The following is a 24,225-nucleotide window of genomic DNA, read 5'->3' as shown; positions in this document are numbered from 1 at the left end:
CTATGTCTCGTAATACTGAAGCAACGAGTGATGTAAACACCTGGAGCGGCGGACACCTCAACTATAAAGAGGGTTTCTTCACGCAGCTGCAAACCGATGAGCTGGCGAAAGGCATCAACGAAGAGGTCGTGCGCGCCATTTCGGCGAAACGTAACGAGCCGGAGTGGATGCTGGAGTTTCGCCTGAGCGCATTCCGCGCGTGGCTGGAGATGGAAGAACCCCACTGGCTGAAAGCGCATTACGATAAGCTGAACTATCAGGATTACAGCTACTACTCCGCGCCCTCATGCGGCAGCTGCGATGATACCTGTGCCTCGCAGCCCGGCGCGGTACAGCAAACCGGTGCCGAGAACAGCTTCCTGAGTAAAGAGGTGGAAGAGGCCTTCAATCAGCTCGGCGTGCCCGTGCGCGAAGGTAAAGAGGTGGCGGTGGACGCCATTTTTGACTCCGTCTCGGTGGCAACCACCTACCGTGAAAAGCTGGCGGAGCAGGGGATAATTTTCTGCTCCTTTGGGGAAGCCATTCACGATCACCCGGAGCTGGTGAAAAAATACATTGGCACCGTGGTACCCAGTAACGATAACTTCTTCGCGGCACTGAATGCGGCGGTGGCGTCAGACGGCACCTTTATCTACGTGCCTAAAGGTGTGCGCTGCCCGATGGAGCTCTCGACCTATTTCCGCATCAACGCGGAAAAAACCGGCCAGTTTGAACGCACCATCCTGGTGGCCGATGAAGGCAGCTACGTCAGCTATATCGAAGGCTGTTCGGCGCCGGTGCGCGACAGCTACCAGCTGCACGCGGCGGTGGTAGAGGTGATCATCCATAAAGACGCGGAAGTGAAATACTCTACGGTACAGAACTGGTTCCCGGGCGATGGCAACACCGGTGGTATTCTGAACTTCGTCACCAAGCGTGCGCTGTGCGAAGGTGAAAACAGTAAGATGTCCTGGACGCAGTCAGAAACCGGCTCCGCCATTACCTGGAAATACCCGAGCTGTATTCTGCGCGGCGACAACTCCATCGGTGAGTTTTACTCCGTGGCACTGACCAGCGGTCATCAGCAGGCCGATACCGGCACCAAGATGATCCACATCGGTAAAAACACCAAATCGACCATCATCTCAAAAGGGATCTCTGCCGGTCACAGCCAGAACAGCTATCGCGGGCTGGTGAAAATCATGCCGACAGCCACCAACGCACGTAACTTTACCCAGTGCGACTCCATGCTGATTGGCGCTGACTGCGGGGCGCATACCTTCCCCTATGTCGAATGCCGCAATAACAGCGCCCAGCTCGAGCATGAGGCGACTACGTCACGTATCGGTGAAGATCAGCTGTTCTACTGCCTGCAACGCGGGATCAGTGAAGAAGATGCGATTTCAATGATTGTTAACGGCTTCTGTAAGGACGTGTTCTCTGAACTGCCGCTGGAATTTGCCGTTGAAGCCCAGAAACTCCTCGCCATTAGTCTTGAACACAGCGTCGGTTAAGGAAAGCACATGTTAAGCATTAAAGATTTACAGGTTAGCGTGGAAGAGAAAGAGATCCTGCGTGGGCTCAATTTTGACGTCAAACCGGGTGAAGTTCACGCCATCATGGGGCCAAACGGCTCCGGGAAAAGTACGCTTTCAGCGACGCTGGCAGGACGCGAAGATTATGAGGTCACCAGCGGCTCCGTTGAGTTTAACGGCAAGGATCTGCTGGAGATGTCGCCTGAAGAGCGTGCCGGTGAGGGCATCTTTATGGCCTTCCAGTATCCGGTGGAAATCCCGGGCGTCAGCAACCAGTTCTTCCTGCAAACCGCGCTGAACGCGGTGCGCAAGTATCGCGGGCTTGAGGCGCTGGATCGCTTTGACTTCCAGGATCTGATGGAAGAGAAAATCAAGCTGCTGAAAATGCCCGAAGATCTGCTCACCCGCTCGGTGAACGTGGGTTTTTCTGGCGGTGAGAAAAAACGTAACGATATTCTGCAAATGGCGGTTCTTGAGCCGGAGCTGTGCATTCTCGATGAAACCGATTCAGGGCTGGATATTGATGCCCTGAAGATCGTTGCCGACGGCGTAAACTCTCTGCGTGACGGTAACCGCTCATTTATTATCGTGACTCACTACCAGCGTATTCTGGACTACATCAAACCGGACTATGTCCACGTGCTTTATCAGGGGCGCATTGTGAAATCCGGTGACTTTACGCTGGTTAAACAACTGGAGGAGCAGGGTTATGGCTGGCTTACCGAACAGCAGTAATGCACTCCAGCAGTGGCACCGACTGTTTGAAGCCCAGGGTGGAGCGCGCTCTGAACAGGCTCAGCACCATCTCCAGCAGATGCTGCGTCTCGGTTTACCGACGCGTAAGCATGAGAACTGGAAATATACCCCGCTGGACGGCCTGCTGAACGGCGAGTTTGTCACCCGTCTGGCGCAGGTTAGCCCCGGTCAGCGCGATGTGCTGGCGCTGAGCGTGGATGCCGTGCGTCTGGTGTTTGTAGACGGGCAGTTTCGTGAGGAACTCAGCGACAGCGTACAGGAGAGCGGGTTCGATATCGCCATTAACGACGAGCGCCAGTCGTTGAGTGCTCCGGTCCAGCCTGACGTCTTTCTGCACCTCACAGAGAGCCTGTCTCAGTCTGTCACCCATATTCACGTTAAGCGTAACCAGCGCCCGGCGAAACCGCTGCTGCTGATGCATATCACCCAGGGTGTTGAGGGCGACGAGATCAACACCGCCCACTATCGCCACCATCTCGAGCTGGCAGAAGGGGCAGAAGCGACGGTAATTGAGCATTACGTTAGTCTGAACGACACCCGCCATTTTACCGGCTCGCGTCTGACGATGAACGTGGCGGCCAACGCCCAGCTGCACCATATCAAGCTGGCGTTTGAGAATCCGCTCAGCCACCACTTCGCCCACAACGATATTCTGCTGGGCCAGGATGCCGCGGCGTACAGCCACAGCTTCCTGCTTGGCGGCGCGGTGCTGCGCCACAATACCAGCACCCAGCTGAACGGTGAGAACACTACGCTGCGTATTAACAGCCTGGCAATGCCGGTGAAGTCAGAAGTATGCGACACGCGCACCTGGCTTGAGCATAACAAAGGCTACTGCAACAGCCGTCAGCTGCACAAAACCATCGTCAGCGACAAAGGACGTGCGGTGTTTAACGGCCTGATCAATGTGGCGCAGCACGCCATCAAAACTGACGGGCAGATGACCAACAACAACCTTTTGCTGGGACGTCTGGCAGAGGTGGACACCAAACCACAGCTGGAAATTTATGCGGACGACGTGAAATGCAGCCACGGCGCAACGGTCGGGCGTATTGACGATGAGCAGATGTTCTACCTGCGCTCTCGCGGGATAGACCAGCAGGCCGCGCAAAAGATGATTATTTACGCCTTTGCGGCTGAGCTGACGGAAGCGCTGCCCGATGGCGGACTTAAACAGCAGGTGCTGGCCCGTATCGGTCAGCGGCTGCCTGGAGGCGAAGCATGACATTTCCCGTAGAGAAAGTCCGGGCAGATTTTCCGGTACTGACCCGTGAAGTGAACGGTCTGCCGCTGGCCTATCTCGACAGTGCGGCCAGCGCGCAAAAACCGAATCAGGTGGTGGATGCGGAAGCCGAGTTTTACCGCCACGGTTATGCGGCGGTCCATCGCGGGATCCACACCCTGAGCGCCGAGGCGACCCAGCGTATGGAAAACGTGCGCACGCAGGTTGCGGCGTTTCTCAACGCGCGTTCGCCGGAAGAGCTGGTGTTCGTGCGTGGCACCACCGAAGGGATCAACCTGGTGGCTAACAGCTGGGGCAATGCGCAGGTGCACGCGGGGGATAACATCATCATCACCCAGATGGAGCACCACGCTAACATCGTGCCCTGGCAGATGCTCTGTGAGCGTATGGGGGCGCAACTGCGGGTGATCCCGCTAAACGAAGACGGTACGCTTCAGCTTGAACAGCTGGACGCCCTGCTTGACGACAGAACGCGGCTGGTAGCGGTGACCCACGTTTCAAACGTGCTGGGGACGGAAAATCCGGTGGCGCTGATCGTCGACAAAGCCCATCAGGCCGGTGCGAAAGTGTTGATTGATGGTGCCCAGGCGGTGATGCACCATGCGGTTGACGTTCAGGCCCTGGACTGCGATTTCTACGTCTTCTCCGGGCACAAGCTGTATGGTCCGACGGGCATCGGCGTGTTGTATGTGAAGGAGGATATTCTCCAGGCCATGCCGCCGTGGGAAGGGGGCGGGTCAATGATTGCCACCGTCAGCCTGACGGAAGGCACAACCTACGCCCGGGCGCCCTGGCGCTTCGAGGCGGGCACGCCAAACACGGGCGGGATCATCGGGCTGGGCGCGGCCATTAGCTACGTATCTGAAACGGGGCTGGTGGCGATTCAGGAGTACGAACAGCTGCTGATGCAATATGCCTTGGAGGAGCTTGCCGGCGTCCCGGATCTGACCTTATATGGCCCTGCTGACCGTCTGGGTGTGATAGCCTTCAACCTCGGCGAGCATCACGCTTATGATGTGGGCAGTTTCCTGGATAATTACGGCGTCGCCGTACGTACCGGGCATCACTGCGCGATGCCACTGATGGCGTATTATCAGGTACCGGCCATGTGCCGCGCATCGCTGGTGATGTACAACACAACGGAAGAGGTCGACAGACTAGTGGCGGGACTAAAACGTATTCACCAACTGCTTGGCTAACGGAGAGGCGAGAGATGGCAGATTTGCCGGACAGAGATAAATTGCTGCGTAACTTTGGGCGTTGCGCAAACTGGGAAGAGAAATACCTTTATATTATCGAGCTAGGTCAGCGCCTGCCGCCGCTCAGCGAAGAGGCGCATAACCGGGACAACATCATTCAGGGCTGCCAGAGCCAGGTCTGGATCCAGATGCAGCAGACGGATGATGGCGTAATCGATTTACAGGGTGACAGCGATGCCGCCATTGTGAAGGGGCTTATTGCCGTCGTATTTATTCTTTATCACCAGATGTCGGCGCAGGATATTGTCGCCTTTGACGTTCGCTCGTGGTTTGAAAAAATGGCCTTAACCCAACACCTCACCCCGTCCCGCTCCCAGGGACTGGAAGCGATGATCCGCGCCATACGCGCCAAAGCCACAATCCTTAGCTAAACTGACAGAACAGCATTCATTCTGTTTCGCGGGGTGGTTTCCACCTCGCTGGTTTTTCAGCTTTCTGACGTTTGGTCAGTGAATAAGGAATCTCAGCATGAAGCGCGCGTCTCTAATAACTCTATTACTCCTTGGTTCGCTCAGTACTGTTAATTCAGCCAGGGCGGTTGATTATCCTTTACCGCCCGCAGGCAGCCGCCTGATTGGGCAAAATCAGACATACACCATTCAGGAAGGCGACAATAAGCTCCAGGCTATCGCTCGTCGGTTTAATACCGCCGCACAGCTTATCCTTGAAACCAATAATACCATTGCACCGGTAAACCCTGCGCCAGGAACGGTCATTACCATTCCTTCCCAGATGCTGCTCCCGGACACCGAGCGTGAGGGCATTGTGGTGAATCTGGCGGAGCTGCGTCTTTACTTCTATCCGCCTGGCGAAAATATCGTGCAGGTCTATCCGCTGGGTATTGGTCAGCTTGGGCTGGAAACACCGGTCAGCACCACCCGTGTGAGTCAGAAAATCCCTAACCCTACCTGGACCCCCACAGCGGGCATCAGAGCGCGCTCACTGGCGCAGGGCATAAAACTGCCGCCTGTGGTACCCGCAGGGCCAAATAACCCGCTGGGGCGCTTTGCGCTGCGTCTGGGCATCGGGAATGGGGAATATCTTATTCATGGCACCAGCGCGCCGGACAGCGTAGGGCTACGGGTCAGCTCGGGCTGTATGCGAATGAACGCGCCGGATATCAAAGCGTTGTTTGAACAAGTGCGCGTCGGCACGCGGGTGCAGATTATCAATGAGCCGGTGAAGTTCTCCGTCGAGCCGGACGGCAAACGTTATATCGAGGTGCACAGGCCGCTGGCGCAGGCTGAGGGCGAAAACCCACAGACGGTGCCGTTCACGCACTCAGCGGCGTTTACCGCCTTCGCAGCGGAATCAGGTAGCGATAAAACGCTAATCGACAAAGCTCTGGCGCGCAGAGCCGGGATCCCGGTTGCCGTTTCAGCAGGCAATGGTTCGTCAGCCAGCAATTCTGTCCTGTCGGTTCAGAACAGTCGTGTCTCAGCGGCGGTGACGGAAGGCGAGGGAGAGAAAGCGCTTCAGTAGAGGTTTGACGAAGGCAAAAAAAATGGCGCACAATGTGCGCCATTTTATTAACAGGTACTATTACTTACGGTATTTAGTAGCCTGGTTGTCCAGACGCTGGTTAGCGCGAGCTGCGTCGTCTTTAGCAGCCTGAACGTCGGAACGCATTGCGTTCACGTCGTTGCTCAGCTGGTCAACTTTAGCGTTCAGAGTCTGAACGTCAGAAGACAGCTGATCGATTTTAGCGTTGCTGGAGCAACCTGCCAGCAGAGTAGAACCCAGGATTACCGCGCCCAGTACCAGTTTAGTACGATTCATTATTAATACCCTCTAGATTGAGTTAATCTCCATGTAGCGTTACAAGTATTACACAAAGTTTTTTGGGTTGAGAATATTTTTTTGATGGGATTACGCCTATTTTTGATCGTTCGCTCAAAGAAGCAACGAAATCGGCAATTTTGACGAAAAAGCTATGTTAAAAAAGGCATTTTTCATCGGATTCATCTTAGATAAATCGCGATTAAATAGAAAAACCCGATTTGCTTTTTGAATAGTTCTGGTTAATGGCGGGAATAAAAAAAGCGCCCCGAAGGACGCTTTTTAACAAAACAATAATTTGTTCGTGAAATATTACAGTACGTGGACAGATGCAGTGTTGGTTGTACCGCTTGGTACCAGTGCACCAGAAACCATAACCACCACGTCGCCTTTCTGAGCCAGGCCACAATCAACCAGTTCCAGAGCCACTTCTTTACCCAGACGATAGAAATCATCGGTAGAGGCAATCTCTTTCACCAGGTGTGGGATCACGCCTTTGCTCAGCACCAGCTGACGCGCGGTGGTTTCGTTGGTGGTCAGCGCCAGAATGGTCGCATCCGGGAAGTATTTACGCACGGCACGCGCAGATTTACCGCCCTGGGTCGCCACGACAATCAGTGGGGCTTCCAGTTTCTCGGCGGTTTCTACCGCACCACGGCACACGGCTTCGGTGATGCGCAGTTTACGGCTGTCGTTGTTGTAATCCAGACGGCTTTTCATCACGCGGTCGGTACGCTCACAGATGGTCGCCATGATGCCGACCGCTTCCAGAGGGTATTTCCCTTTTGCAGATTCGCCAGACAGCATAACGGCATCGGTACCGTCGAGGATGGCGTTCGCCACGTCGCCGGCTTCAGCGCGGGTAGGGCGTGGGTTTTTGATCATGGAGTCCAGCATCTGCGTTGCGGTGATAACCACTTTACGCGCGCGAACGCATTTCTCGATCATCATCTTCTGCGCGAAGATCACTTCTTCAACCGGGATTTCAACGCCCAGGTCACCACGCGCAACCATGATACCGTCGGACGCTTCAAGGATTTCGTCGAAGTTGTTCAGGCCTTCCTGGTTTTCGATCTTGGAGATGATCTGGATGTTCTCACCACCGTGCGCTTTCAGGTGCTCACGGATCTCAACCACGTCAGAACGTTTACGGATGAAGGACGCCGCAACGAAGTCCACACCTTGTTCGCAGCCGAAGATCAGGTCTTGTTTGTCTTTTTCAGCCAGCGCTGGCAGAGCAATGGACACACCCGGCAGGTTAACGCCTTTGTTTTCGCCCAGATCGCCGTTGTTCAGCACTTTACAGATAACCTTGTTACCTTCAATCGCGGTCACTTCCATGCCGATCAGGCCGTCATCTACCAGCACGGTGTTGCCAACGGACAGATCGCTGGTGAAGCCTTCGTAGGTCACGGCAACGATTTCGTTATTACCTACAACGGATTTGTCGGTGGTGAAGGTGAAGGTCTGGCCCGCTTTCAGGGAAACGTCGTTACCGCCTTCCAGTTTGATGGTGCGGATTTCAGGACCTTTGGTGTCGAGCAGGATTGCCGCTTTTTTCCCGGTCTTGCTCATCACGTTGCGCAAGTTCTGAATACGCTGACCGTGTTCAGCATAGTCGCCGTGGGAGAAGTTCAGACGCATCACGTTCATGCCGGCATCCAGCATTTTGCTCAGCATCTCTTCGGATTCGGTTTTCGGGCCGATAGTACAAACAATTTTCGTCTTTTTCATGACAGTCTTAGTCTTTAAGTTGGGAAGGATATGGAAATCTCGCTCCGGGGGCGCACCGCCGCGGAGTCAAACCTGTGTTGCGAAAGAGTATATGACACGCACTAAGAATAGGTGACATCAAATGAGCGTGCAGAAGAAAGTGTGCCTGAGTGCCAGCCCAACGAAGGAGAGGAGAAGTTGTACGTTGTTTTTTGTATTCCAAGCGCTGAAACCATTCACCAGGGATTTGGCGCGCATTATACGCTGATTCACAGTAAAAAGGAAAATGGAAACAGCGTTTCAAAAACATTCTGTGCAGATTCACATAAGTTTGTTATCAAGGCGTTAAGGCCTAATGTCATCTTATGACGGCAGGCGCAACGCCCGCCGTTTTTTGCTCACTTTTCCAGCGCCTGTTGAAGGTCGGCGATCAGATCCTTCGCATCCTCAATCCCCACCGACAGGCGTATCAGCTGCGGCACAATGCCGTTTGCAAGACGCTGCGCCAGTGGAATGGAGGCGTGGGTCATGCTGTAGGGCTGGCTCACCAGACTCTCCACCCCGCCCAGGCTTTCCGCCAGGGTAAAGAGCGTAAGATGACGAATCACCTCTGTCGCGCGTTGCGCATCGCCTTTAATCACAACGGAGATCATGCCGCCCGGCAGCGCCATTTGTCTGCGGGCAAGCGCATACTGGGGGTGTGACTCCAGCCCGGGATAGAGCACGCTCTCTATCTGCGGATGCTGCTCCAGCCATTGCGCAATCGCCAGCGCGTTGGCACTGTGCTTCTCAACGCGCAGGGAGAGGGTGCGAATCCCCCGTAGCGTCAGGAAGCTGCTGAACGGATCCAGAACGCCGCCAACCGCGTTTTGCAGATAGCCCAGACGCTCCGCGAGATCCTTATTTGCCCCGACAACAGCCAGCCCGGCAACCACGTCTGAATGACCGTTGAGATATTTGGTGGCGGAGTGAACCACAATGTCGAACCCCGCCTCCAGCGGCCGGTGAATGACCGGGGAGGCGAAGGTATTATCCGCCACGCTGATCGCATTATGGCGCCGGGCAATGTCTGCGATGGCCTCCAGGTCGGCCAGTTTCAGCAGCGGGTTCGTCGGCGTTTCCACCCAGATCATGCGGGTGTCCGGGCGAATGGCGGCCTCAAGTCCGGCTACATCGTCCGGCTTAACCCAGCTCACCTGTAGCCCGGTGCTGCGCTTGCGCACGTTTTCGATCAGGCGATACGTACCGCCATACACGTCGTCAATGGCAACGATATGGCTGTCTTTATCCAGCAGTTCGAGCACGGTGGAAATGGCCGCCAGCCCTGACGCGAAGGCGTACCCGCGTGTGCCCCCTTCCAGTTCGGCGATGGCGGTCTCCAGCGCATGGCGGGTTGGGTTGCCGCTCCGGGAGTATTCGTAGCCGGTATGTTCACCCGGTGCCGGTTGCGCAAACGTCGACGTGGCGTAAATTGGCGGCATCACGGCGCCGTGCGTGTCGTGATACTCACCGCTGTGAACGCTGAGGGTGGCCAGGTTTTTCATCTTTTGCTCCTTTTATTTCGTCAGGCGGTTACGCCAGGTGGTGAGTACGTCACTGCGTGTGATCAGACCCAGAAAGCGGTCTTCGTCATAAATAATCGCCACCAGGCCACGGTCAAAGATGGTGTACAGGGCGCTCTCCGGGGCCTGCTTATCCAGATATTCGACCTGACGCGTCATGGCCGCCGTCACGGGGAGAGAGAAGCGATCGGCATCTCCCCCGATGTGCCGCAGCAGGTCCCACTCGTCGATGATGCCGACGACCTTGTTGTTATCGAGCACCGGCAGCTGGGAGATGTCGTACAGGCGCATGCGGGCCAGCACGGTGGAAAGCGTGTCGTCCGGGGCGGCAGTCACCGTCGCGCCTTCATCGTGGCGCAGGGCAATATAGTCCGAGAGATCGCCTGCCTGCGGACGCGAAATCAACCCCTGCTGGCGCATCCAGTCGTCGTTGAACATCTTCGAGAGGTATTTATTGCCGCTGTCGCAGGCGAAGGTGACCACACGTTTTGGCGTAGTCTGCGCCTGGCAATATTTCAGCGCCGCCGCCAGCAGCGTGCCGGTGGAGGAGCCTGCCAGGATCCCTTCCGTTTTTAGCAGATCGCGGGCGGTGGTGAACGCCTCGCGATCGGTAATGCGCCAGGCGCGGTTAACACCTTCGATGTGCGCCAGCGGAGGGATAAAGTCTTCGCCAATCCCCTCAACCAGCCACGATCCGGCATCGTGATGGCGTCCGGTCTCAACCTGGTCCGCCAGCACCGACCCGGCCGGATCGGCAAGCACAAATTCCGTCTGCGGCGAATGTTCTGCAAACCACGCCTGTAAGCCCCCCAGCGTACCGCCGGACCCTACGCCGACGACGATGGCATCGATCTGGCCGTCAAGCTGTTCAAACAGTTCCGGTGCGGTAGTGGTGCGGTGCGCCAGCGGATTGGCTGCGTTATTGAACAGGTCGATATAAAACGCGCCTGGCAGTTCATTCGCCAGCCGCCGGGCATAATCCTGGTAGTAGGCCGGATGCCCTTTATTCACATCCGAGCGGGTCAGCACGACCTGCGCCCCTAACGCCCGCAGGTGGAAAATCTTCTCGCGGCTCATTTTGTCCGGCACCACCAGAATCAGCGAGTAGCCCTTCTGCGCCGCAATCAACGCCAGCCCCAGGCCGGTGTTCCCCGCCGTGGCTTCAATAATGGTGCCGCCAGGCCGTAGCTGCCCCATACGCTCGGCCTCGTTAATCATCGACAGCGCGACGCGGTCTTTAATCGAGCCGCCTGGATTCTGATTTTCCAGCTTCAGAAACAGCGAGCAGGGGCCGGTATCCAGCTTGTGCAGCTGGATGAGTGGCGTATGGCCAATTAGTTCGGTGACGGAGTGGTAAAGCGTCATGGTCATGTCCTGTGAAGAGGTGATGACCGGATGATAGGACCACGAAATTTTCTCAATAAAGAACGTTTCACTGGGTTTTAGAACAGAAAGGAATAATCCTTATGTTTTTTGGGTGGAAAGACAGCAAGACGTAAAGTTGTCCGGATGTGAGGATGGCTATATCAGTACATAGTGCTGCAAAATTAACCAATTTCGTTGGATGAATGAGACCTGATATGCAAAAGGCAGATAATTATTGCAGATATTCATCTAAATGCTTTTCACCCGCCAGTTCGCTGCTTATTCCGCCGCATTATAAGAAATTCTTTTTTGGTCATTTAAAAGCTGATAACGGCTGTTTACTATCTTTTGGACATCCATACTGCTAAACCGCTATATGCGTAACGGATAACGAATAAGAATGATCGTACTCAGTAATATTTCGAAGGTTTTTGACAACGGGAAGCTGGCGCTGACAGCCGTTGATAACGTCAATTTGACGATAGAGCAGGGACAGATTTACGGGATCATTGGTTACAGCGGGGCCGGGAAAAGTACGCTTATCCGTCTGCTGAACGGTCTGGAAAAGCCCAGCGCCGGCAGCGTCACTATTAACGGTCAGGATATCTCCGCCGCGAAGGGAGAAGCGCTGCGTCAGGCACGCCTGAAAATCAGCATGGTGTTCCAGCACTTTAATCTGCTCTGGTCGCGCACGGTGAAGGAAAACATCGCCTTTTCAATGCAAATTGCCGGTGTGCCAAAAGCGCAAATTCAGGCTCGCGTTGCCGAGCTGGTGGAGCTGGTCGGCCTGAAGGGACGCGAGAATGCCTACCCGTCGCAGCTAAGCGGCGGGCAAAAACAGCGTGTGGGCATTGCCCGCGCGCTGGCCAATCATCCGGACGTACTGCTGTGTGACGAAGCCACCTCGGCGCTGGATCCGCAGACCACCGATCAGATCCTCGATCTGCTCCTGGACATTAACCGTCGTTTTAACCTGACCATCGTACTCATTACGCATGAGATGCACGTGGTGCGCAAAATCTGTGACCGCGTGGCGGTAATGGAGAACGGCAAGGTGGTGGAAGAGGGGGAGGTACTCAGCGTGTTTACGCATCCTCAGCAGCCGATCACCCGGCAGTTTGTCCGCCAGGTGAGCCAGTACGCGGAGGAAGAGACCTTCAATACCGAACTGGCAAATGAGCTGGAGGGCGCGGTCATCAAGCTCACCTTCACCGGGCACAGCACGCACAGGCCGATCGTCGGTGAACTGACCCTGCGCTACGGCCTGCCGTTTAACATCCTGCACGGCAAAATGACGCAAACCGCCCACGGTGTTTTCGGGCAGCTCTGGGTGCACGTGGTGGCATCGGATGAACAACTGAACAATATCCTCGCCGACCTGAAGCAAAGCGATATTGAAGGCGAGGTAATCAAGCATGGCTGAAGAACTCTTTCCGCACCTGAAGTGGGATCAGCTTTGGGCTGCAACCCAGGAGACGCTCTACATGACCGCGCTTTCCGGCGTGGCGACGTTTGTTCTGGGGATCGCGCTCGGTCTGGCGCTGTTTTTAACCGCCCGCGGCGGGTTATTCCACAACCGCACGGTCTACAGCGTGATGTCGATTGTGGTGAACGTGTTCCGCTCGATTCCGTTCATCATTCTCATTGTTCTGCTGATCCCGTTCACCAAGACCGTTGTGGGGACCATTCTCGGCGCTAACGCTGCGCTGCCCGCCCTGATTGTGGGCGCCGCGCCGTTCTACGCCCGTCTGGTCGAGATTGCCCTGCGGGAAGTGGATAAAGGGGTAATTGAAGCCACGCGTTCGATGGGCGCACGGCTGAGCACGTTAGTGTTTCGGGTTTTACTGCCGGAATCTTCACCCGCACTGGTTTCAGGTATGACGGTGACGCTGATTGCGCTGGTGAGCTACAGCGCAATGGCGGGGGTGATAGGTGCCGGCGGTTTGGGAAATCTGGCTTATCTGGAAGGATTCCAGCGCAACCATGGTGACGTCACGCTGGTGGCAACGGTGACCATTCTGATCATCGTGTTCATTATCCAGTTCTGCGGCGATGCCATTACTTCACTGTTAGATAAACGCTAATAAATACACACAGGAACCACATCATGAAAAAGACACTGACACTGATCGCCGCAGCCACCCTGAGCGCCCTGAGCTTTGCCTCCTGGGCGGACACGCTCACCGTGGGGGCGTCCAACACCCCGCACGCGGAAATTCTGGAGCAGGCTAAGCCGATTCTGGCGAAGCAGGGGATCGATCTGGAGATTAAACCGTTCCAGGACTACATTCTGCCAAACACGGCGCTGGCAGGGCATGACATTGATGCCAACTATTTCCAGCACATCCCTTACCTGAACAGCGTGCTTAAAGATCATGCGGGCGATAAGGATTATGATTTTGTCAGTGCAGGCGCAATCCACATTGAGCCGATCGGTATCTATTCAAAAAAATACAAATCGCTGAAGGATCTGCCGGAAGGCGGCAAAATCATCATGCGTGATGCGGTTTCCGAGGAAGGGCGTATTCTCTCCATCTTCGAAAAAGAGGGCGTGATCAAGCTGAAGCCAGGCATCGATAAAGTGACCGCGCGCATCAGCGATATTGTGGAGAACCCGAAGAAGCTGCAATTCACCCCTAACGTCGAGGCATCTCTGCTGCCGCAGATGTACAACAACGACGAAGGTGCTGCGGTGGTGATCAACGCCAACTACGCAATTGATGCTGGTCTGGATCCGGTCCACGATCCAATTGCGGTTGAAAGCGGTGAGAATAACCCGTACGCCAACATCATTACCGTTCATCGCGTTGATGAGAAGAAGAAGGATATCGTCGCGCTGGTGAACGTGCTGCACTCCAAAGAGATTCAGGACTGGATCCGCACCAAATACAAAGGCGCGGTCATCCCGGTAAACAACTAATCGCCTGATTTTCCAGACGAAGCCCGGCGAACAACACGCCGGGCTTCTTTTTTGTATCCAGCCGACGAATGATTTAAGCTGACGGTTTAGGGCAACGGAGTGATGGCAATGGGCAATGTGACCAAAGACGAAGCGCTGTACCAGGAGATGTGTCGGGTGGTAGGCAAGGTCGTTCTGGAGATGCGTGACTTAGGGCAGGAGCCCAAGCATATCGTGATTGCCGGGGTACTGCGTACCGCGCTGGCGAACCAGCGCGTTAAGCGCAGTGAGTTGACCACCAAAGCGATGGAAACGGTGGTTAAAGCGCTGGCCGGTTAGGACGACAGCGTCTCGCGAGTTTTTCAGATCCCGCATATCAACAGTCATTATTGTTATTTCCTCTTCATGATGAAGGCGTGTTTAACTGAGTCCAGGTTAAGCGAGAAGGGTAATGACGATGAAAAAATGGATAAGCACGTTACGGCGGTTTTTTGCGCCCCGACCAGCGAATGCGGAGAACAGCGCGCAACGTGTTCTTGAGTCAATACTGCCTGTCGCCAGCCTCTATGGCGTGGACGTAGCCAACATCGACCCGGAGTGGTTCTATGTTAAAACGTCACGCTGAACTTCGCCGGACGCGCGAAATGTACTGGAATGAGCTGTGCGTGATGCGTGTAAAGTGAGAATGAAGGGAAAAATGCCCTGGCTAATCCTCGGTAAACGATAGCCGTTTTGTTACCACTATCTCCTTTCTCAGATGGAGATGATAATGAAACGGACAGTATTAACCCCCGCGCTTTCTGCCACCGTGCTATTGCTTGCCATGCAGGCGGCACACGCTGGTCCACAGGCGCATGTTGTATGCAGTTATTCCCATACCCTCGGCGATGATGCCATTATGATGTACGGCATGCCCAACGAGGCCATGCTGCACGATTTTTTTGGTAACGTGCAAACGGATGCTTACTCCAGCCGTGAATCGCTGCGTACCCAGGAAAAGACCACCTGCGATAACAAAGCAGACAGCTCGGCCTACTGGGCTCCGTCGCTAAAATTACCGGACGGAACGGTGGTCAAACCCGCCTATCAAAAAACCTATTATCAGGCATCGAACGTTGACGCCTGGCCACTGCACCCGTTCCCGGCGGGGCTGTCGCTGCTGGCGGGCGATCATCACGGCACCGCGCCAAATCCACATATCACCTTTTTATGCGCCAACGGCAAGGGCTACACCACCAGAACGGGTGAAGTCTGCGGTTTACGCAAGGCGAAGGATACCGTGCAGTTTAATATCGGCATTCAGTTCCCGAACTGCTGGGACGGGGCCAACCTGAAGCCCGCCCACGGCCTGGCTAACGCCACCTACGATACGAAAGGACAGTGTCCGTCCACCTTCCCGGTGAAGATCCCGACGGTGAACATGAATATTGCGTACGTGCTTCCGACAATTAGCTCTCTGGATACCAGTAAAGTCCAGCTTTCCCTCGACCCCACCATGCATGGCAGTGAACGTGAAGAGCGATGGGGGAGCCTGTATACGGCGCATGCTGACTTCATGAACGGCTGGACGGAAGATGCCGCGCGCTTTATGACCGACCTGTGCATGAACCGCGGAATGGATTGCGGCACCACCGTGCCGTATGGTTATTCAAAAGCGAAGGCCAACGTCTGGCTCAGCAGCATGGAACCCGCACTTTCACAGCCCGATCCCCAGGTCTTACTGGTGCAGGACAACTGGAAGAACGGCGGAAGGACGAAAAACAGCGAAACATTGTCGCTGGTGAAGTTCAACATCCCTCCGCTGCCTGCCGGACAGGATCCTGCCCAGTTTAAATACCGCGTGAGAATTTATGGCGGGAAAGTGGAAACCAACGGCGCGGATCAAATCTTCTTCTATCCGGCGAGCAACGACTGGGATCCGGCCACCGTGAGCTGGCATTCACGGCCGCGCTGCAACTATCGCTCGGATGCGGTGCTTTACCTGAACCACTCCCGCGAATACCGGATGGTGGACATGGATAAAGCGGTGCGCAAGGCGCTGGCAGAAGGGAAAACCGAAATTTCGTGGTATATCGGCGGCGATCGTCAGGGAAACCACTATCAGTTTGAGACGGGGTCATCTCAACAAAGCCTGATCCTGATGCTGACCGGGTTTAGCAAAACGCCGGAGATCTGATAACGCCCGCGTTTTTTTGTTCTCAACAGCGTTAGCTGGTAATGTCGACAGCCTGAATGACTGCGCCCGTTAACGCTATGAGCTTAAATAAGATGATAAAGCGCAGCATCGCTGCATGGGTGGCGGTCTGCCTGATAAGCGGTATGCTGCTTTATGCGGAACAGATACGTCGCCAGTACTGGGAGCGCGATCGCGAGTTTACGGCACGCTATTCGGCGATCGGCGCGGTGCTGACGCAAAACGAATCGGTGCTTCCGCTTCTGAGCGGCGATGAAGATATTACCGCGTTACGCAAAAAGTTTCCTTCTGTCCTGGCCCTGGAAAAAACCGCGGGGCGTGCGCTGGACGCCCCGCGTGTGGAGCCGTTTCGCGGGGTGCAGTACTGGTTATACAATCCCTGGCGGCAGATACGCGTGCTGGTCGACCTAAGCGCGCTGATTCCCGCGCGCCATAGCTTTGCGCAGTTGCATCTTAACGTCACGAACGGCGATGGTCCGCCATCCTCCGGCGCTTTCTGGCGCTGGCAGCGCGCTTTCCCGCAGCATACCCAGCCCTTCGTTCTTACAGCCGAGGCAGAGCCTGACTGGTTCAGCGTTTCCCAGCTGCATTACCTGCTGCTCTTTCTGACGTGGGGGGTAGCGATTGCGGGCGTGGGAAGCGTGCTCTGGCAGCGCAAACAGCGGCAGCAGGCCGAGCAGCGCGCCCGCTATTATCAGCATGCCAGGCTTAACACGCTGGGGGAGATCACCGCGGGCATTGTCCATGAAATTAACCAGCCTCTTACCGCCGTGCAAACCTGGATCCAGGGGGCGCAGCGACAGCTCGAGGCTAATCCGCAGGCCGTGCCGCAGGCGCTTGCGGCCGCGCTGCTGCAAACGCAACGCATCAGCGCCCTGCTGACGCGCTTTCGCGAGCATGTGGTACAGGAGAAGGTGACTCTGCGCGAAACCGATCTGGTGCAGTGCTGGCAGCAGGTTGAGAGCCTGCTGGAGCACGAGCGCAAATCGAACCGTATCGCGGTCATCCACGCGTTTGCAGCGGACGCCACGACCGTGCTGGCAGACAGGCTCTGGCTGGAGCAGATACTGCACAACCTGCTCAGCAATGCGATTCAGGCTCAGCAGGAGAGCACGCACGGCTGGGTGCGAATCGACAGCCAGAAAAACGAGAAGGGCATTCTGGTCACGCTTACTGACGGCGGGCCGGGATTTAGCCCGGAGGCCCTGCAAAACGCTTTTATGCCCTTCTTTAGCGGACGACCCGGCGGAACGGGGCTGGGGATGACGTTAACCGAAACGCTAATAACCCGCATGACCGGCTCGATTGCCCTGGGCAACGCCCCGCAGGGTGGGGCGCAGATCCGGTTGCAGCTCGCAGAAGGTAAGGAGACAAAGCATGGATAAGGTGGTCTGGCTCATTGATGACGATGAGTCCATCAGGGAATCATTGACGTTTTTACTCTCCGGAATGGGCTGGCAGGTTAAGGCATTCGAGAGCGTCGATGCCTTTACGCTGGCGCACGGCGGCGAAACGGCGCTTGTCGGCTGTCTGCTTCTGGATATGCGCATGCCGGGCAAGAGCGGGCTTGCCTGGCTGGAAGAGGGTGAATGGCCCTGGCCGCTGCTGCCAGTCGTTATCATGACCGGGCACGGAACGGTCGACGCCTGCCGTCGCGCGTTTCGCAACGGCGTGTTTGAGTTCTTCACCAAACCCCTGGATGCCGACAGGCTTATCGAAACGGTTGGCATGGCTTTCGAAGAGAGCCTGCGGCGATCTGCCGCCTGGCAGGATATCTCGCGGATTAAAGCGCGATTCGAACAGCTAACCGCGCGGGAGCACGAGGTGTTGACCGTGCTGATGGAAGGATGCAGCAATAAAGAGGCGGCTGCGCGTCTTAACCTCTCCCCGAGGACCGTGGAAGCGCACCGCGCGGCGGCGTTTGCCAAGCTTGGCGTCAGCAGCCTGGTTCAGGCGAGCCGGGATTATGACAAATTGCAATCCGTATAACTACCAGGTGAAGTGCGTAATCAACCGAATTACGCGTAAACGCGCGCTTCAGTAATCTCGGGTTGTCTCCCAACACTCGAGGAAGTGCAATGAAAAAAGTATTGATGGTGGCAGCACTGGTTGCAGGTAGCGTAAGCCTGGCTGCACGGGCGGATGCGCTGAATCAGAAAAGCCTCTCTCTGGCACAGGCTAACGCGCTGGCAACGTCTGCTGTTAAGGCCTGTATGGCAAAGAACTATCAGGTTACGGTGACCGTGGTTGACCGCGCAGGGGTAGTTAAGGCGGTGCAGCGCACGGATAACGCTGGTCCACATACGGTAAAAGCCAGCGAAATGAAGGCATATACCGCGCTGAGTACGAAAAACGCGTCAAGCAAGGTAATGGAAGCTGCACAGACTAACGCGGGCGCGCAGAATATGCGTGATGTTCCCGGCTTCCTGCTGCTGGCGGGTGGTTTACCGGTAAAAGAGGGCGATGAGGTGATTGGGGCGATTGGCATCGGCGGTGCGCCGGGCGGTCATCTTGATGAAGCCTGTGCCCAGGCGGCCATTAACGGGGCCGGACAGTAATTCATAAAAAAAGCACCGGCATGGCCGGTGCTCTGTATTCAGATCTTGCAGGCATCGCCGCAGTCGTCATCGGCGACAATCGCCTGGGCTTTTTTATCCGCATCGTCGAGACGTTCCGCGTTGCGCTCTTCTGCTTCATCCAGCCCGTTAAAGACTAAGTTATCGAGATCAATTTCCATGTGCCACCTGCGTTATTCAGTTTTTGATACTGGCACAGTATAAGTCAAAAAAAGCGGGCCAGGCACCCCTCAGCACATATGGATAATCCCTGCCATACTCAGTGCTTTATTGCTGAGGAAAGCCGATGATTACACTCTGTAAAACCTGCGGTACCGCTTACGATGAACAGCCCAAAAACTGCCCGATTTGCGACGATGAGCGCCAGTATGTCCCGGTGACGGGCCAGGCATGGACGGACTTCGACAGCCTTACGACCACGCACACCAACAAATGGCAACAGCTGGAGCCACAGCTGTTCAGCATCAAAACCGTTCCCGCTTTTGCCATCAACCAGCGGGCGCTTCTGCTGAGTACGCCGCAGGGCAATGTTCTGTGGGACTGCATCGCTAACCTCGATCCGGCGACCAGAGCGTTAGTTGACGCGCTCGGGGGCATCAGCGCGATCGCGATTTCGCACCCGCATTACTACACCACCATGCAGGAGTGGGCCGCCGCGTTTAACGCGCCGATCTATCTGCACGCCAGCGATCGGCAGTGGGTGATGCGTGACAGTCCGGCGATACGCTTCTGGGAGGAGGACGCCCTGGAGATTATGCCGTCGGTGACGCTGCTGCGTCTGGGCGGGCATTTTGCAGGCGGCACGGTGCTGCACTGGCAGTCAGGCGACGGCGTGCTGCTGGCCGGTGATATTTTGCAGGTTACGCCTGGTAAGGACGCCGTGTCGTTTATGTGGAGTTATCCGAATATGCTGCCGCTGCCTGCCCGCACCGTTGAGGCGGTGATCGGTCGACTGACCGGGAAAACGTACCAGCGACTGTACGGGGCCTTTGAAGGGCAAAACATCCCGGCGAACGCAGATGAGATTGTGCAGCGGTCGGGCCAGAAATATATTGCTTGTCTCCGCTAAGGCACGGTGGTTAAATTTTACGAGTGTGATCGCGATCATACCTAAACTAAAACAGATAAAAGAGAAATGGCTATGCAACATATCATTGAAGGTTTTCTCAGCTTTCAAAAAGAGATTTTCCCGCAACGTAAAGAGCTTTTTCGTAGTTTAGCGTCCAGTCAGAATCCCAAAGCGCTGTTTATCTCCTGCTCCGACAGCCGTCTGGTTCCGGAACTGGTCACGCAGCAGGAGCCAGGACAGCTCTTTGTCATTCGAAACGCGGGCAACATTGTGCCACCGTTCGGGCCGGAGCCTGGCGGTGTCTCTGCAACCATCGAATACGCGGTAGTGGCCCTTGGCGTGACCGATATTGTTATTTGCGGCCACTCCAACTGCGGCGCGATGAAGGCGATTGCTGACAACGCCGATCTGGAGCCGATGCCAGCCGTTTCCCACTGGCTGCGCTATTCTGATGCGGCAAAAGCGGTGGTTGAGAAGAAAACCTGGGATCAGCCAATCGATAAAGTGAATGCGATGGTGCAGGAGAACGTCTTTGCTCAGCTGAGCAACATCAAGACCCATCCGTCGGTGGCGGTAGGCCTGCGCAACAACGCCATTCGCCTGCACGGCTGGGTATATGACATCGAAAGCGGCAAAATCCTTGCCCTGGACAAGAACACTAAAACCTTCGTATCGCTGTCGGAAAACCCGGAAGTCTTCTTCGAGTAATCCGACACCGCAGGGCAGGGAAGCCCTGTTAAAACTCCACGAAAGGTAATTTTCGTCGCACGCCCGACGCAGGATTCCCCGCCGCTTTCGCCATCGCTTTACCAATTTCAGCGCACTCAGACAAACCCTGAACAAACGGATGATCGTGCATCAGCCAGGGGATCGCCCCAAAAGCGATACGTCCGCGCAGAGACGCAGGTGACAGCAACGTGTAGTCTTCCCCCACGTCCGGTATCTCATCCCCCGTTTCCTCAAGCTGTTTGCGCAGCGTCGGGAAGGGAATATCCTTATTTCTGAGCGGTTTCTGCCCGCGGGCATCGATAAAGACGTCGAAGCGATAACGCTTTTCTTCCGTGGTGATGACGGTCTGATCGCTGCCGATATCCAGGTCGTAATCATCACCGAGTGCGACTACGCTAATGATCCCTGCCTCGCGCAGTGCCAGTAACCGGCGGATAGACTGCGGTGGAATGGCGGCATAGTTATCAATAAACACACGCTCCAGCCCGGATTTAAACCGTTCTCTGTCACGTTCATTGAGTGAAGGGACAATGGCCTGAACTACTTCATGCAGACGAAGCACGGTATAGCGCCAGGCAACGGTGCGTTTCTCGCACTTATTGCGCTCCACTTCTTTCAGATTCGCTTCGGCCCAGGTGAAAGGACCATGCTTTTTACGATCCTCAAACCAGACATCACGAAGCGTGTCAGCATTCAGCGTGCCGATCGCTATCGCCTGGCACCAGCGCGGATCGGCCAGCTCAAGCTCTTTCACCATCAGCGCAAAGATGCGGTCAAGCAGCCCGTCAGGGCCTTTGGCAATTTCGCTTTCTGCCACAGACTCCGTTAACACCGACAGCGGTTCATAAGGGATAGGGCAGTAAAAGTCGGCCTCCGGAAGAACGCCCGAGCGGGACATCAGCGTGATGTTTAGCCCCTCACTACCTTTATTGACAACGAACTGCTCCCCGCTAAACCGACCATGCTGCATTACTACCGCCATAGCAGCGTCCAGTCCGCTGAGGGAGGTACCCATAATCCCCACCTCACAGGCTCGGATATCCGCGTCCATCAGCCCCGACCATGGGCTTGGGAAATAGTCGCGGGTGGATTCATCTTCATCAGGCCAGACGTGACCGGTGGCGACCACTGCAAGATCAAACCGCCTTGAGAAAGGGGCATCGTTCACTGACAGGGCCACGCCGTCTGCATCAGCCTTAATATCAGTGACTTCTGCGTTGGGATGAACCTCGATATGAAACCCAGCCTTTTTCGCCTCGGCAACGACGGCGAGAAAGCGGTCGTGGAAATATTCACCCAGCAGAATACGCGGCAGAAACTGCCGGTCATTCAGTCTGTCTTTGTCGACGTTATAGCGGGCAAGATGGGCTTCACTCTGCTGTTTGAGCCAGTCGAGGTAGGTAATAAAAATGGGCGGGATTTCGATACTGGCGATATTCGCCAGCATCAGCCGGGAGTTATCCTCGTCGCTGTAGGGCATCCCTACGCCGGGTTGGTCTGCTTTTTCGAACACGGTGACCGACAGCGGTGCTGCGTTGTTAAGAAGTGAGTGAAAGGTGTAAATCCCTGTTGGGCCTGAGCCGATAATGGCGATTTTTTTCATCGAAAGCGTTCCTGCGTTTCTGAACCATACAACAAGCGTAGCAGGAGAAAGGTTAAGTCATTCAATGAAGGGAAAAATTAAGACGTTCAGAAGAGGATTTTTGCACCATTTCAGGACTGAAATGGTGCGTCCGAGTGGACTCGAACCACCGACCCCCACCATGTCAAGGTGGTGCTCTAACCAACTGAGCTACGGACGCAGAATGGTGCGTTCAATTGGACTCGAACCAACGACCCCCACCATGTCAAGGTGGTGCTCTAACCAACTGAGCTATGAACGCATTGTGTTGTCGGTGACAACGGGGACGAATATTAGCGGCACAGCCCCAAGGTGGCAAGAGGGAAAATGCATTTTTCTCTCTGATTTCACGCGATTGCTTCATTACCGCGCAAAGTGAAGAGAAAGTAGCCGCCAGCCGGCGGCTACTGTGTCATTAACGCGCAGCGCGTTGCAAAATTACCGCAGACGACTGACGTTGCAGGAAGCGCATGCGCAGCATCATCATAATGGCTGCAGACGTTAAGCCGATGATAAAGCCCATCCAGAATCCGGCTGGCCCCATGCGATCCACCACCAGATCCGTGAGCGCCAGAATATACCCACTCGGCAGGCCCAGAACCCAGTAAGCGATAAAGGTGATAAAGAAGATGGAACGCGTATCTTTATACCCACGCAGCACGCCGCTGCCAATTACCTGGATGGAGTCAGAGATCTGGTAAATGGCCGCAAGCAGCATCAAATGCGAGGCCAGGGTGACTACTTCCGGGTTGTCGTTATAGAGCAGGGCAATTTGCTCACGCAACAGCACGGTAAAGAGCGCGGTACAGACTGCCATGCAGACGCCGACGCCCAGACCGGTGCGGGCTGCCGTTTGCGCATCCAGCGTCGAGCCTTGCCCCAGACGGAAGCCCACGCGAATCGTCACCGCAGCAGCCAGGGACATCGGCAGGACGAACATCAAAGAGCTGAAGTTCAGGGCGATCTGGTGGCCTGCCACGTCAATAATCCCTAACGGCGAGACCAGCAGGGCGACAACGGCAAACAGCGTCACTTCAAAGAACAGCGCCAGCGCAATGGGCAGACCCAGTTGGGTAAGGCGGCTCATCATCGACCAGTCAGGCGTGCTAAAGGCGGTGTCGTTACGAATGTCGCGCATGGATCGCGCATGTTTAACGTAGGTGAGCATACAGCCGAACATCACCCAGTACACCGCAGCCGTCGCCACGCCACAACCCACGCCGCCGAGTTCCGGCATGCCAAAATGACCGTAGATGAAGATGTAGTTCACGGGAATGTTCACCAGCAAGCCGATAAAGCCCATCACCATGCCCGGCTTGGTTTTTGCCAGCCCTTCACACTGGTTACGAGCCACCTGGAAGAAGAGATAACCGGGCGCGCCCCAGAGCAGGGCGCGCAGATAACCGACTGCTTTATCTGCCAGCGCCGGGTCGATATTATGCATGGCGCGAATAATATACCCGGCGTTCCACAGGACGATCATAATCAGGACGGAGACACCCCCGGCCAGCCAGAAGCCCTGGCGCACCTGATGGGCTACGCGGTCGCGTCGACCGGAGCCGTTAAGCTGCGCGATAACGGGCGTCAGCGCCAGCAGCAGGCCGTGACCAAACAGAATGGCCGGGAGCCAGATTGAGGTTCCGATCGCCACGGCGGCCATATCGGTGGCGCTGTAACCACCGGCCATTACCGTATCCACAAATCCCATTGCGGTTTGGGCTACCTGCGCGACGATCACCGGTATGGCCAGTGCCAATAACTGACGCGCTTCGATCATATACTTCTGCACGTGAACACCTTTGTATTGTAGTTATTTGAGAGACTAAAAAGGCCGCCGTTACTGGCAGCAAGAAGAAAAAACAGAGGGATGCCAGCTATTGTAGCGGGGTTTAACTAATTATCTAGTGAAAAAATCGCCAGAAATTGCGCATCACTGGCAACCTGTT

General features: G+C 55.6%; 25 protein-coding genes and 2 tRNA genes. 17 read left to right on the top strand and 10 right to left on the bottom strand.

The genetic code is table 11. The annotated features are described in order from the left end of the window. The first annotated feature begins 2 nt into the window (after positions 1-2). From sufB to ldtE, 6 genes are all read left to right on the top strand, one after another. Entirely contained in the window at positions 3-1,493 is a 1,491-nt protein-coding gene (sufB, locus tag AC4OVS_RS12825) for a Fe-S cluster assembly protein SufB (protein WP_003857739.1), read from the top strand. A 9-nt stretch (positions 1,494-1,502) separates the two neighbouring features. Then, entirely contained in the window at positions 1,503-2,249 is a 747-nt protein-coding gene (gene sufC, locus AC4OVS_RS12820) for a Fe-S cluster assembly ATPase SufC (protein WP_022647874.1), read from the top strand. Continuing rightward, a complete protein-coding gene (sufD, locus tag AC4OVS_RS12815; RefSeq protein ID WP_058647191.1) occupies positions 2,224-3,495 on the top strand; it encodes a Fe-S cluster assembly protein SufD in 1,272 nt (423 codons plus the stop codon). Before sufC ends, sufD begins: the two co-directional genes overlap by 26 nt. Then, the gene (gene sufS, locus AC4OVS_RS12810; protein ID WP_323634642.1) at positions 3,492-4,712 is read left to right on the top strand and encodes a cysteine desulfurase SufS; all 1,221 of its coding nucleotides are present in this window, start codon (positions 3,492-3,494) and stop codon (positions 4,710-4,712) included. Before sufD ends, sufS begins: the two co-directional genes overlap by 4 nt. A gap of 14 nt (positions 4,713-4,726) precedes the next feature. Then, complete coding sequence (gene sufE, locus AC4OVS_RS12805; protein ID WP_108367680.1) at positions 4,727-5,143, top strand: cysteine desulfuration protein SufE; 417 nt, start codon at positions 4,727-4,729, stop codon at positions 5,141-5,143. Positions 5,144-5,240: 97 nt separating this feature from the next. Then, on the top strand, positions 5,241-6,254 hold the full coding sequence (gene ldtE, locus AC4OVS_RS12800) for a L,D-transpeptidase LdtE (RefSeq protein ID WP_323634644.1): 1,014 nt from the start codon (positions 5,241-5,243) through the stop codon (positions 6,252-6,254). Positions 6,255-6,314: 60 nt separating this feature from the next. Here the strand turns inward: ldtE and lpp are convergent, their stop codons facing one another. From lpp to AC4OVS_RS12775, 5 genes are all read right to left on the bottom strand, one after another. Next, the gene (gene lpp / locus AC4OVS_RS12795) at positions 6,315-6,551 is read right to left on the bottom strand and encodes a murein lipoprotein Lpp (protein ID WP_001082307.1); all 237 of its coding nucleotides are present in this window, start codon (positions 6,549-6,551) and stop codon (positions 6,315-6,317) included. Between the two features lie 312 nt (positions 6,552-6,863). After that, positions 6,864-8,285, bottom strand: coding sequence for a pyruvate kinase PykF (gene pykF / locus AC4OVS_RS12790; RefSeq protein WP_015570703.1), 1,422 nt, complete (start codon positions 8,283-8,285; stop codon positions 6,864-6,866). A 7-nt stretch (positions 8,286-8,292) separates the two neighbouring features. Beyond that, entirely contained in the window at positions 8,293-8,574 is a 282-nt protein-coding gene (ynhH, locus tag AC4OVS_RS12785) for a protein YnhH (RefSeq protein ID WP_418517247.1), read from the bottom strand. 88 nt (positions 8,575-8,662) lie between these two features. Beyond that, positions 8,663-9,808, bottom strand: coding sequence for a trans-sulfuration enzyme family protein (locus AC4OVS_RS12780; RefSeq protein ID WP_058677994.1), 1,146 nt, complete (start codon positions 9,806-9,808; stop codon positions 8,663-8,665). A 12-nt stretch (positions 9,809-9,820) separates the two neighbouring features. After that, positions 9,821-11,191 carry a pyridoxal-phosphate dependent enzyme gene (locus AC4OVS_RS12775; protein WP_491922476.1) on the bottom strand — a complete coding sequence of 457 codons (1,371 nt, stop codon included), beginning with the start codon at positions 11,189-11,191 and terminating at the stop codon, positions 9,821-9,823. A gap of 400 nt (positions 11,192-11,591) precedes the next feature. Here AC4OVS_RS12775 and AC4OVS_RS12770 point away from each other — a divergent pair, with 400 nt between their 5' ends. The 9 genes from AC4OVS_RS12770 (at position 11,592) to AC4OVS_RS12730 (ending at position 18,842) form a co-directional block, all read left to right on the top strand. Continuing rightward, complete coding sequence (locus AC4OVS_RS12770; RefSeq protein ID WP_023299939.1) at positions 11,592-12,614, top strand: methionine ABC transporter ATP-binding protein; 1,023 nt, start codon at positions 11,592-11,594, stop codon at positions 12,612-12,614. After that, entirely contained in the window at positions 12,607-13,275 is a 669-nt protein-coding gene (locus AC4OVS_RS12765; RefSeq protein WP_017384621.1) for a methionine ABC transporter permease, read from the top strand. The genes AC4OVS_RS12770 and AC4OVS_RS12765 overlap by 8 nt, the downstream gene beginning before the upstream one ends. Before the next feature lie 23 nt (positions 13,276-13,298). Further along, positions 13,299-14,111, top strand: coding sequence for a MetQ/NlpA family ABC transporter substrate-binding protein (locus AC4OVS_RS12760; RefSeq protein ID WP_155025349.1), 813 nt, complete (start codon positions 13,299-13,301; stop codon positions 14,109-14,111). Between the two features lie 108 nt (positions 14,112-14,219). Next, positions 14,220-14,429, top strand: coding sequence for a fumarate hydratase FumD (gene fumD / locus AC4OVS_RS12755; protein WP_003857676.1), 210 nt, complete (start codon positions 14,220-14,222; stop codon positions 14,427-14,429). A gap of 118 nt (positions 14,430-14,547) precedes the next feature. Beyond that, the gene (locus tag AC4OVS_RS12750; protein WP_022647883.1) at positions 14,548-14,715 is read left to right on the top strand and encodes a hypothetical protein; all 168 of its coding nucleotides are present in this window, start codon (positions 14,548-14,550) and stop codon (positions 14,713-14,715) included. A 144-nt stretch (positions 14,716-14,859) separates the two neighbouring features. Further along, entirely contained in the window at positions 14,860-16,266 is a 1,407-nt protein-coding gene (locus AC4OVS_RS12745; RefSeq protein ID WP_491922475.1) for a DUF1996 domain-containing protein, read from the top strand. Between the two features lie 92 nt (positions 16,267-16,358). After that, complete coding sequence (locus AC4OVS_RS12740; RefSeq protein ID WP_491922474.1) at positions 16,359-17,669, top strand: sensor histidine kinase; 1,311 nt, start codon at positions 16,359-16,361, stop codon at positions 17,667-17,669. Then, complete coding sequence (locus tag AC4OVS_RS12735) at positions 17,662-18,273, top strand: response regulator transcription factor (RefSeq protein ID WP_022647886.1); 612 nt, start codon at positions 17,662-17,664, stop codon at positions 18,271-18,273. The genes AC4OVS_RS12740 and AC4OVS_RS12735 overlap by 8 nt, the downstream gene beginning before the upstream one ends. 89 nt (positions 18,274-18,362) lie before the next feature. Continuing rightward, the gene (locus AC4OVS_RS12730) at positions 18,363-18,842 is read left to right on the top strand and encodes a GlcG/HbpS family heme-binding protein (protein ID WP_126490255.1); all 480 of its coding nucleotides are present in this window, start codon (positions 18,363-18,365) and stop codon (positions 18,840-18,842) included. 38 nt (positions 18,843-18,880) lie between these two features. On the opposite strand, the gene AC4OVS_RS12725 is transcribed toward AC4OVS_RS12730, so the two are convergent. After that, on the bottom strand, positions 18,881-19,021 hold the full coding sequence (locus AC4OVS_RS12725; protein ID WP_003857665.1) for a hypothetical protein: 141 nt from the start codon (positions 19,019-19,021) through the stop codon (positions 18,881-18,883). Positions 19,022-19,146: 125 nt separating this feature from the next. Between AC4OVS_RS12725 and AC4OVS_RS12720 the strand changes: the two genes are divergently transcribed. After that, positions 19,147-19,929, top strand: a complete 783-nt coding sequence (locus AC4OVS_RS12720; protein WP_048965526.1) for an MBL fold metallo-hydrolase — start codon at positions 19,147-19,149, stop codon at positions 19,927-19,929. A 72-nt stretch (positions 19,930-20,001) separates the two neighbouring features. Further along, positions 20,002-20,637 carry a carbonic anhydrase gene (locus AC4OVS_RS12715; protein ID WP_045309087.1) on the top strand — a complete coding sequence of 212 codons (636 nt, stop codon included), beginning with the start codon at positions 20,002-20,004 and terminating at the stop codon, positions 20,635-20,637. A 28-nt stretch (positions 20,638-20,665) separates the two neighbouring features. Here the strand turns inward: AC4OVS_RS12715 and AC4OVS_RS12710 are convergent, their stop codons facing one another. From AC4OVS_RS12710 to mdtK, 4 genes are all read right to left on the bottom strand, one after another. After that, on the bottom strand, positions 20,666-22,261 hold the full coding sequence (locus AC4OVS_RS12710) for an FAD-NAD(P)-binding protein (RefSeq protein ID WP_491922473.1): 1,596 nt from the start codon (positions 22,259-22,261) through the stop codon (positions 20,666-20,668). 122 nt (positions 22,262-22,383) lie between these two features. Then, positions 22,384-22,460: transfer RNA gene (locus AC4OVS_RS12705), tRNA-Val, on the bottom strand. 4 nt (positions 22,461-22,464) lie between these two features. After that, positions 22,465-22,541, bottom strand: a tRNA-Val gene (locus AC4OVS_RS12700). Between the two features lie 153 nt (positions 22,542-22,694). After that, on the bottom strand, positions 22,695-24,068 hold the full coding sequence (gene mdtK / locus AC4OVS_RS12695) for an MdtK family multidrug efflux MATE transporter (RefSeq protein WP_032622176.1): 1,374 nt from the start codon (positions 24,066-24,068) through the stop codon (positions 22,695-22,697). Positions 24,069-24,225: the final 157 nt, after the last annotated feature.

Source organism: Enterobacter sp. 4974935 (genome assembly GCF_058661735.1).
This window is presented reverse-complemented; position numbering and strand designations above follow the sequence as displayed.

Bases quoted from the DNA above. Each gene is read 5' to 3' on its own strand.
- ynhH (WP_418517247.1), bottom strand. From the start codon at position 8,574: ATGTTTTTGAAACGCTGTTTCCATTTTCCTTTTTACTGTGAATCAGCG.
- ldtE (WP_323634644.1), top strand. From the start codon at position 5,241: ATGAAGCGCGCGTCTCTAATAACTCTATTACTCCTTGGTTCGCTCAGT.
- AC4OVS_RS12745 (WP_491922475.1), top strand. From the start codon at position 14,860: ATGAAACGGACAGTATTAACCCCCGCGCTTTCTGCCACCGTGCTATTG.
- AC4OVS_RS12765 (WP_017384621.1), top strand. From the start codon at position 12,607: ATGGCTGAAGAACTCTTTCCGCACCTGAAGTGGGATCAGCTTTGGGCT.
- AC4OVS_RS12780 (WP_058677994.1), bottom strand. From the start codon at position 9,808: ATGAAAAACCTGGCCACCCTCAGCGTTCACAGCGGTGAGTATCACGAC.
- AC4OVS_RS12750 (WP_022647883.1), top strand. From the start codon at position 14,548: ATGAAAAAATGGATAAGCACGTTACGGCGGTTTTTTGCGCCCCGACCA.
- AC4OVS_RS12710 (WP_491922473.1), bottom strand. From the start codon at position 22,261: ATGAAAAAAATCGCCATTATCGGCTCAGGCCCAACAGGGATTTACACC.
- lpp (WP_001082307.1), bottom strand. From the start codon at position 6,551: ATGAATCGTACTAAACTGGTACTGGGCGCGGTAATCCTGGGTTCTACT.
- sufD (WP_058647191.1), top strand. From the start codon at position 2,224: ATGGCTGGCTTACCGAACAGCAGTAATGCACTCCAGCAGTGGCACCGA.
- AC4OVS_RS12760 (WP_155025349.1), top strand. From the start codon at position 13,299: ATGAAAAAGACACTGACACTGATCGCCGCAGCCACCCTGAGCGCCCTG.
- AC4OVS_RS12725 (WP_003857665.1), bottom strand. From the start codon at position 19,021: ATGGAAATTGATCTCGATAACTTAGTCTTTAACGGGCTGGATGAAGCA.
- sufE (WP_108367680.1), top strand. From the start codon at position 4,727: ATGGCAGATTTGCCGGACAGAGATAAATTGCTGCGTAACTTTGGGCGT.
- sufS (WP_323634642.1), top strand. From the start codon at position 3,492: ATGACATTTCCCGTAGAGAAAGTCCGGGCAGATTTTCCGGTACTGACC.
- AC4OVS_RS12775 (WP_491922476.1), bottom strand. From the start codon at position 11,191: ATGACGCTTTACCACTCCGTCACCGAACTAATTGGCCATACGCCACTC.
- AC4OVS_RS12740 (WP_491922474.1), top strand. From the start codon at position 16,359: ATGATAAAGCGCAGCATCGCTGCATGGGTGGCGGTCTGCCTGATAAGC.
- AC4OVS_RS12735 (WP_022647886.1), top strand. From the start codon at position 17,662: ATGGATAAGGTGGTCTGGCTCATTGATGACGATGAGTCCATCAGGGAA.
- sufC (WP_022647874.1), top strand. From the start codon at position 1,503: ATGTTAAGCATTAAAGATTTACAGGTTAGCGTGGAAGAGAAAGAGATC.
- AC4OVS_RS12715 (WP_045309087.1), top strand. From the start codon at position 20,002: ATGCAACATATCATTGAAGGTTTTCTCAGCTTTCAAAAAGAGATTTTC.
- sufB (WP_003857739.1), top strand. From the start codon at position 3: ATGTCTCGTAATACTGAAGCAACGAGTGATGTAAACACCTGGAGCGGC.
- AC4OVS_RS12720 (WP_048965526.1), top strand. From the start codon at position 19,147: ATGATTACACTCTGTAAAACCTGCGGTACCGCTTACGATGAACAGCCC.
- pykF (WP_015570703.1), bottom strand. From the start codon at position 8,285: ATGAAAAAGACGAAAATTGTTTGTACTATCGGCCCGAAAACCGAATCC.
- AC4OVS_RS12730 (WP_126490255.1), top strand. From the start codon at position 18,363: ATGAAAAAAGTATTGATGGTGGCAGCACTGGTTGCAGGTAGCGTAAGC.
- fumD (WP_003857676.1), top strand. From the start codon at position 14,220: ATGGGCAATGTGACCAAAGACGAAGCGCTGTACCAGGAGATGTGTCGG.
- AC4OVS_RS12770 (WP_023299939.1), top strand. From the start codon at position 11,592: ATGATCGTACTCAGTAATATTTCGAAGGTTTTTGACAACGGGAAGCTG.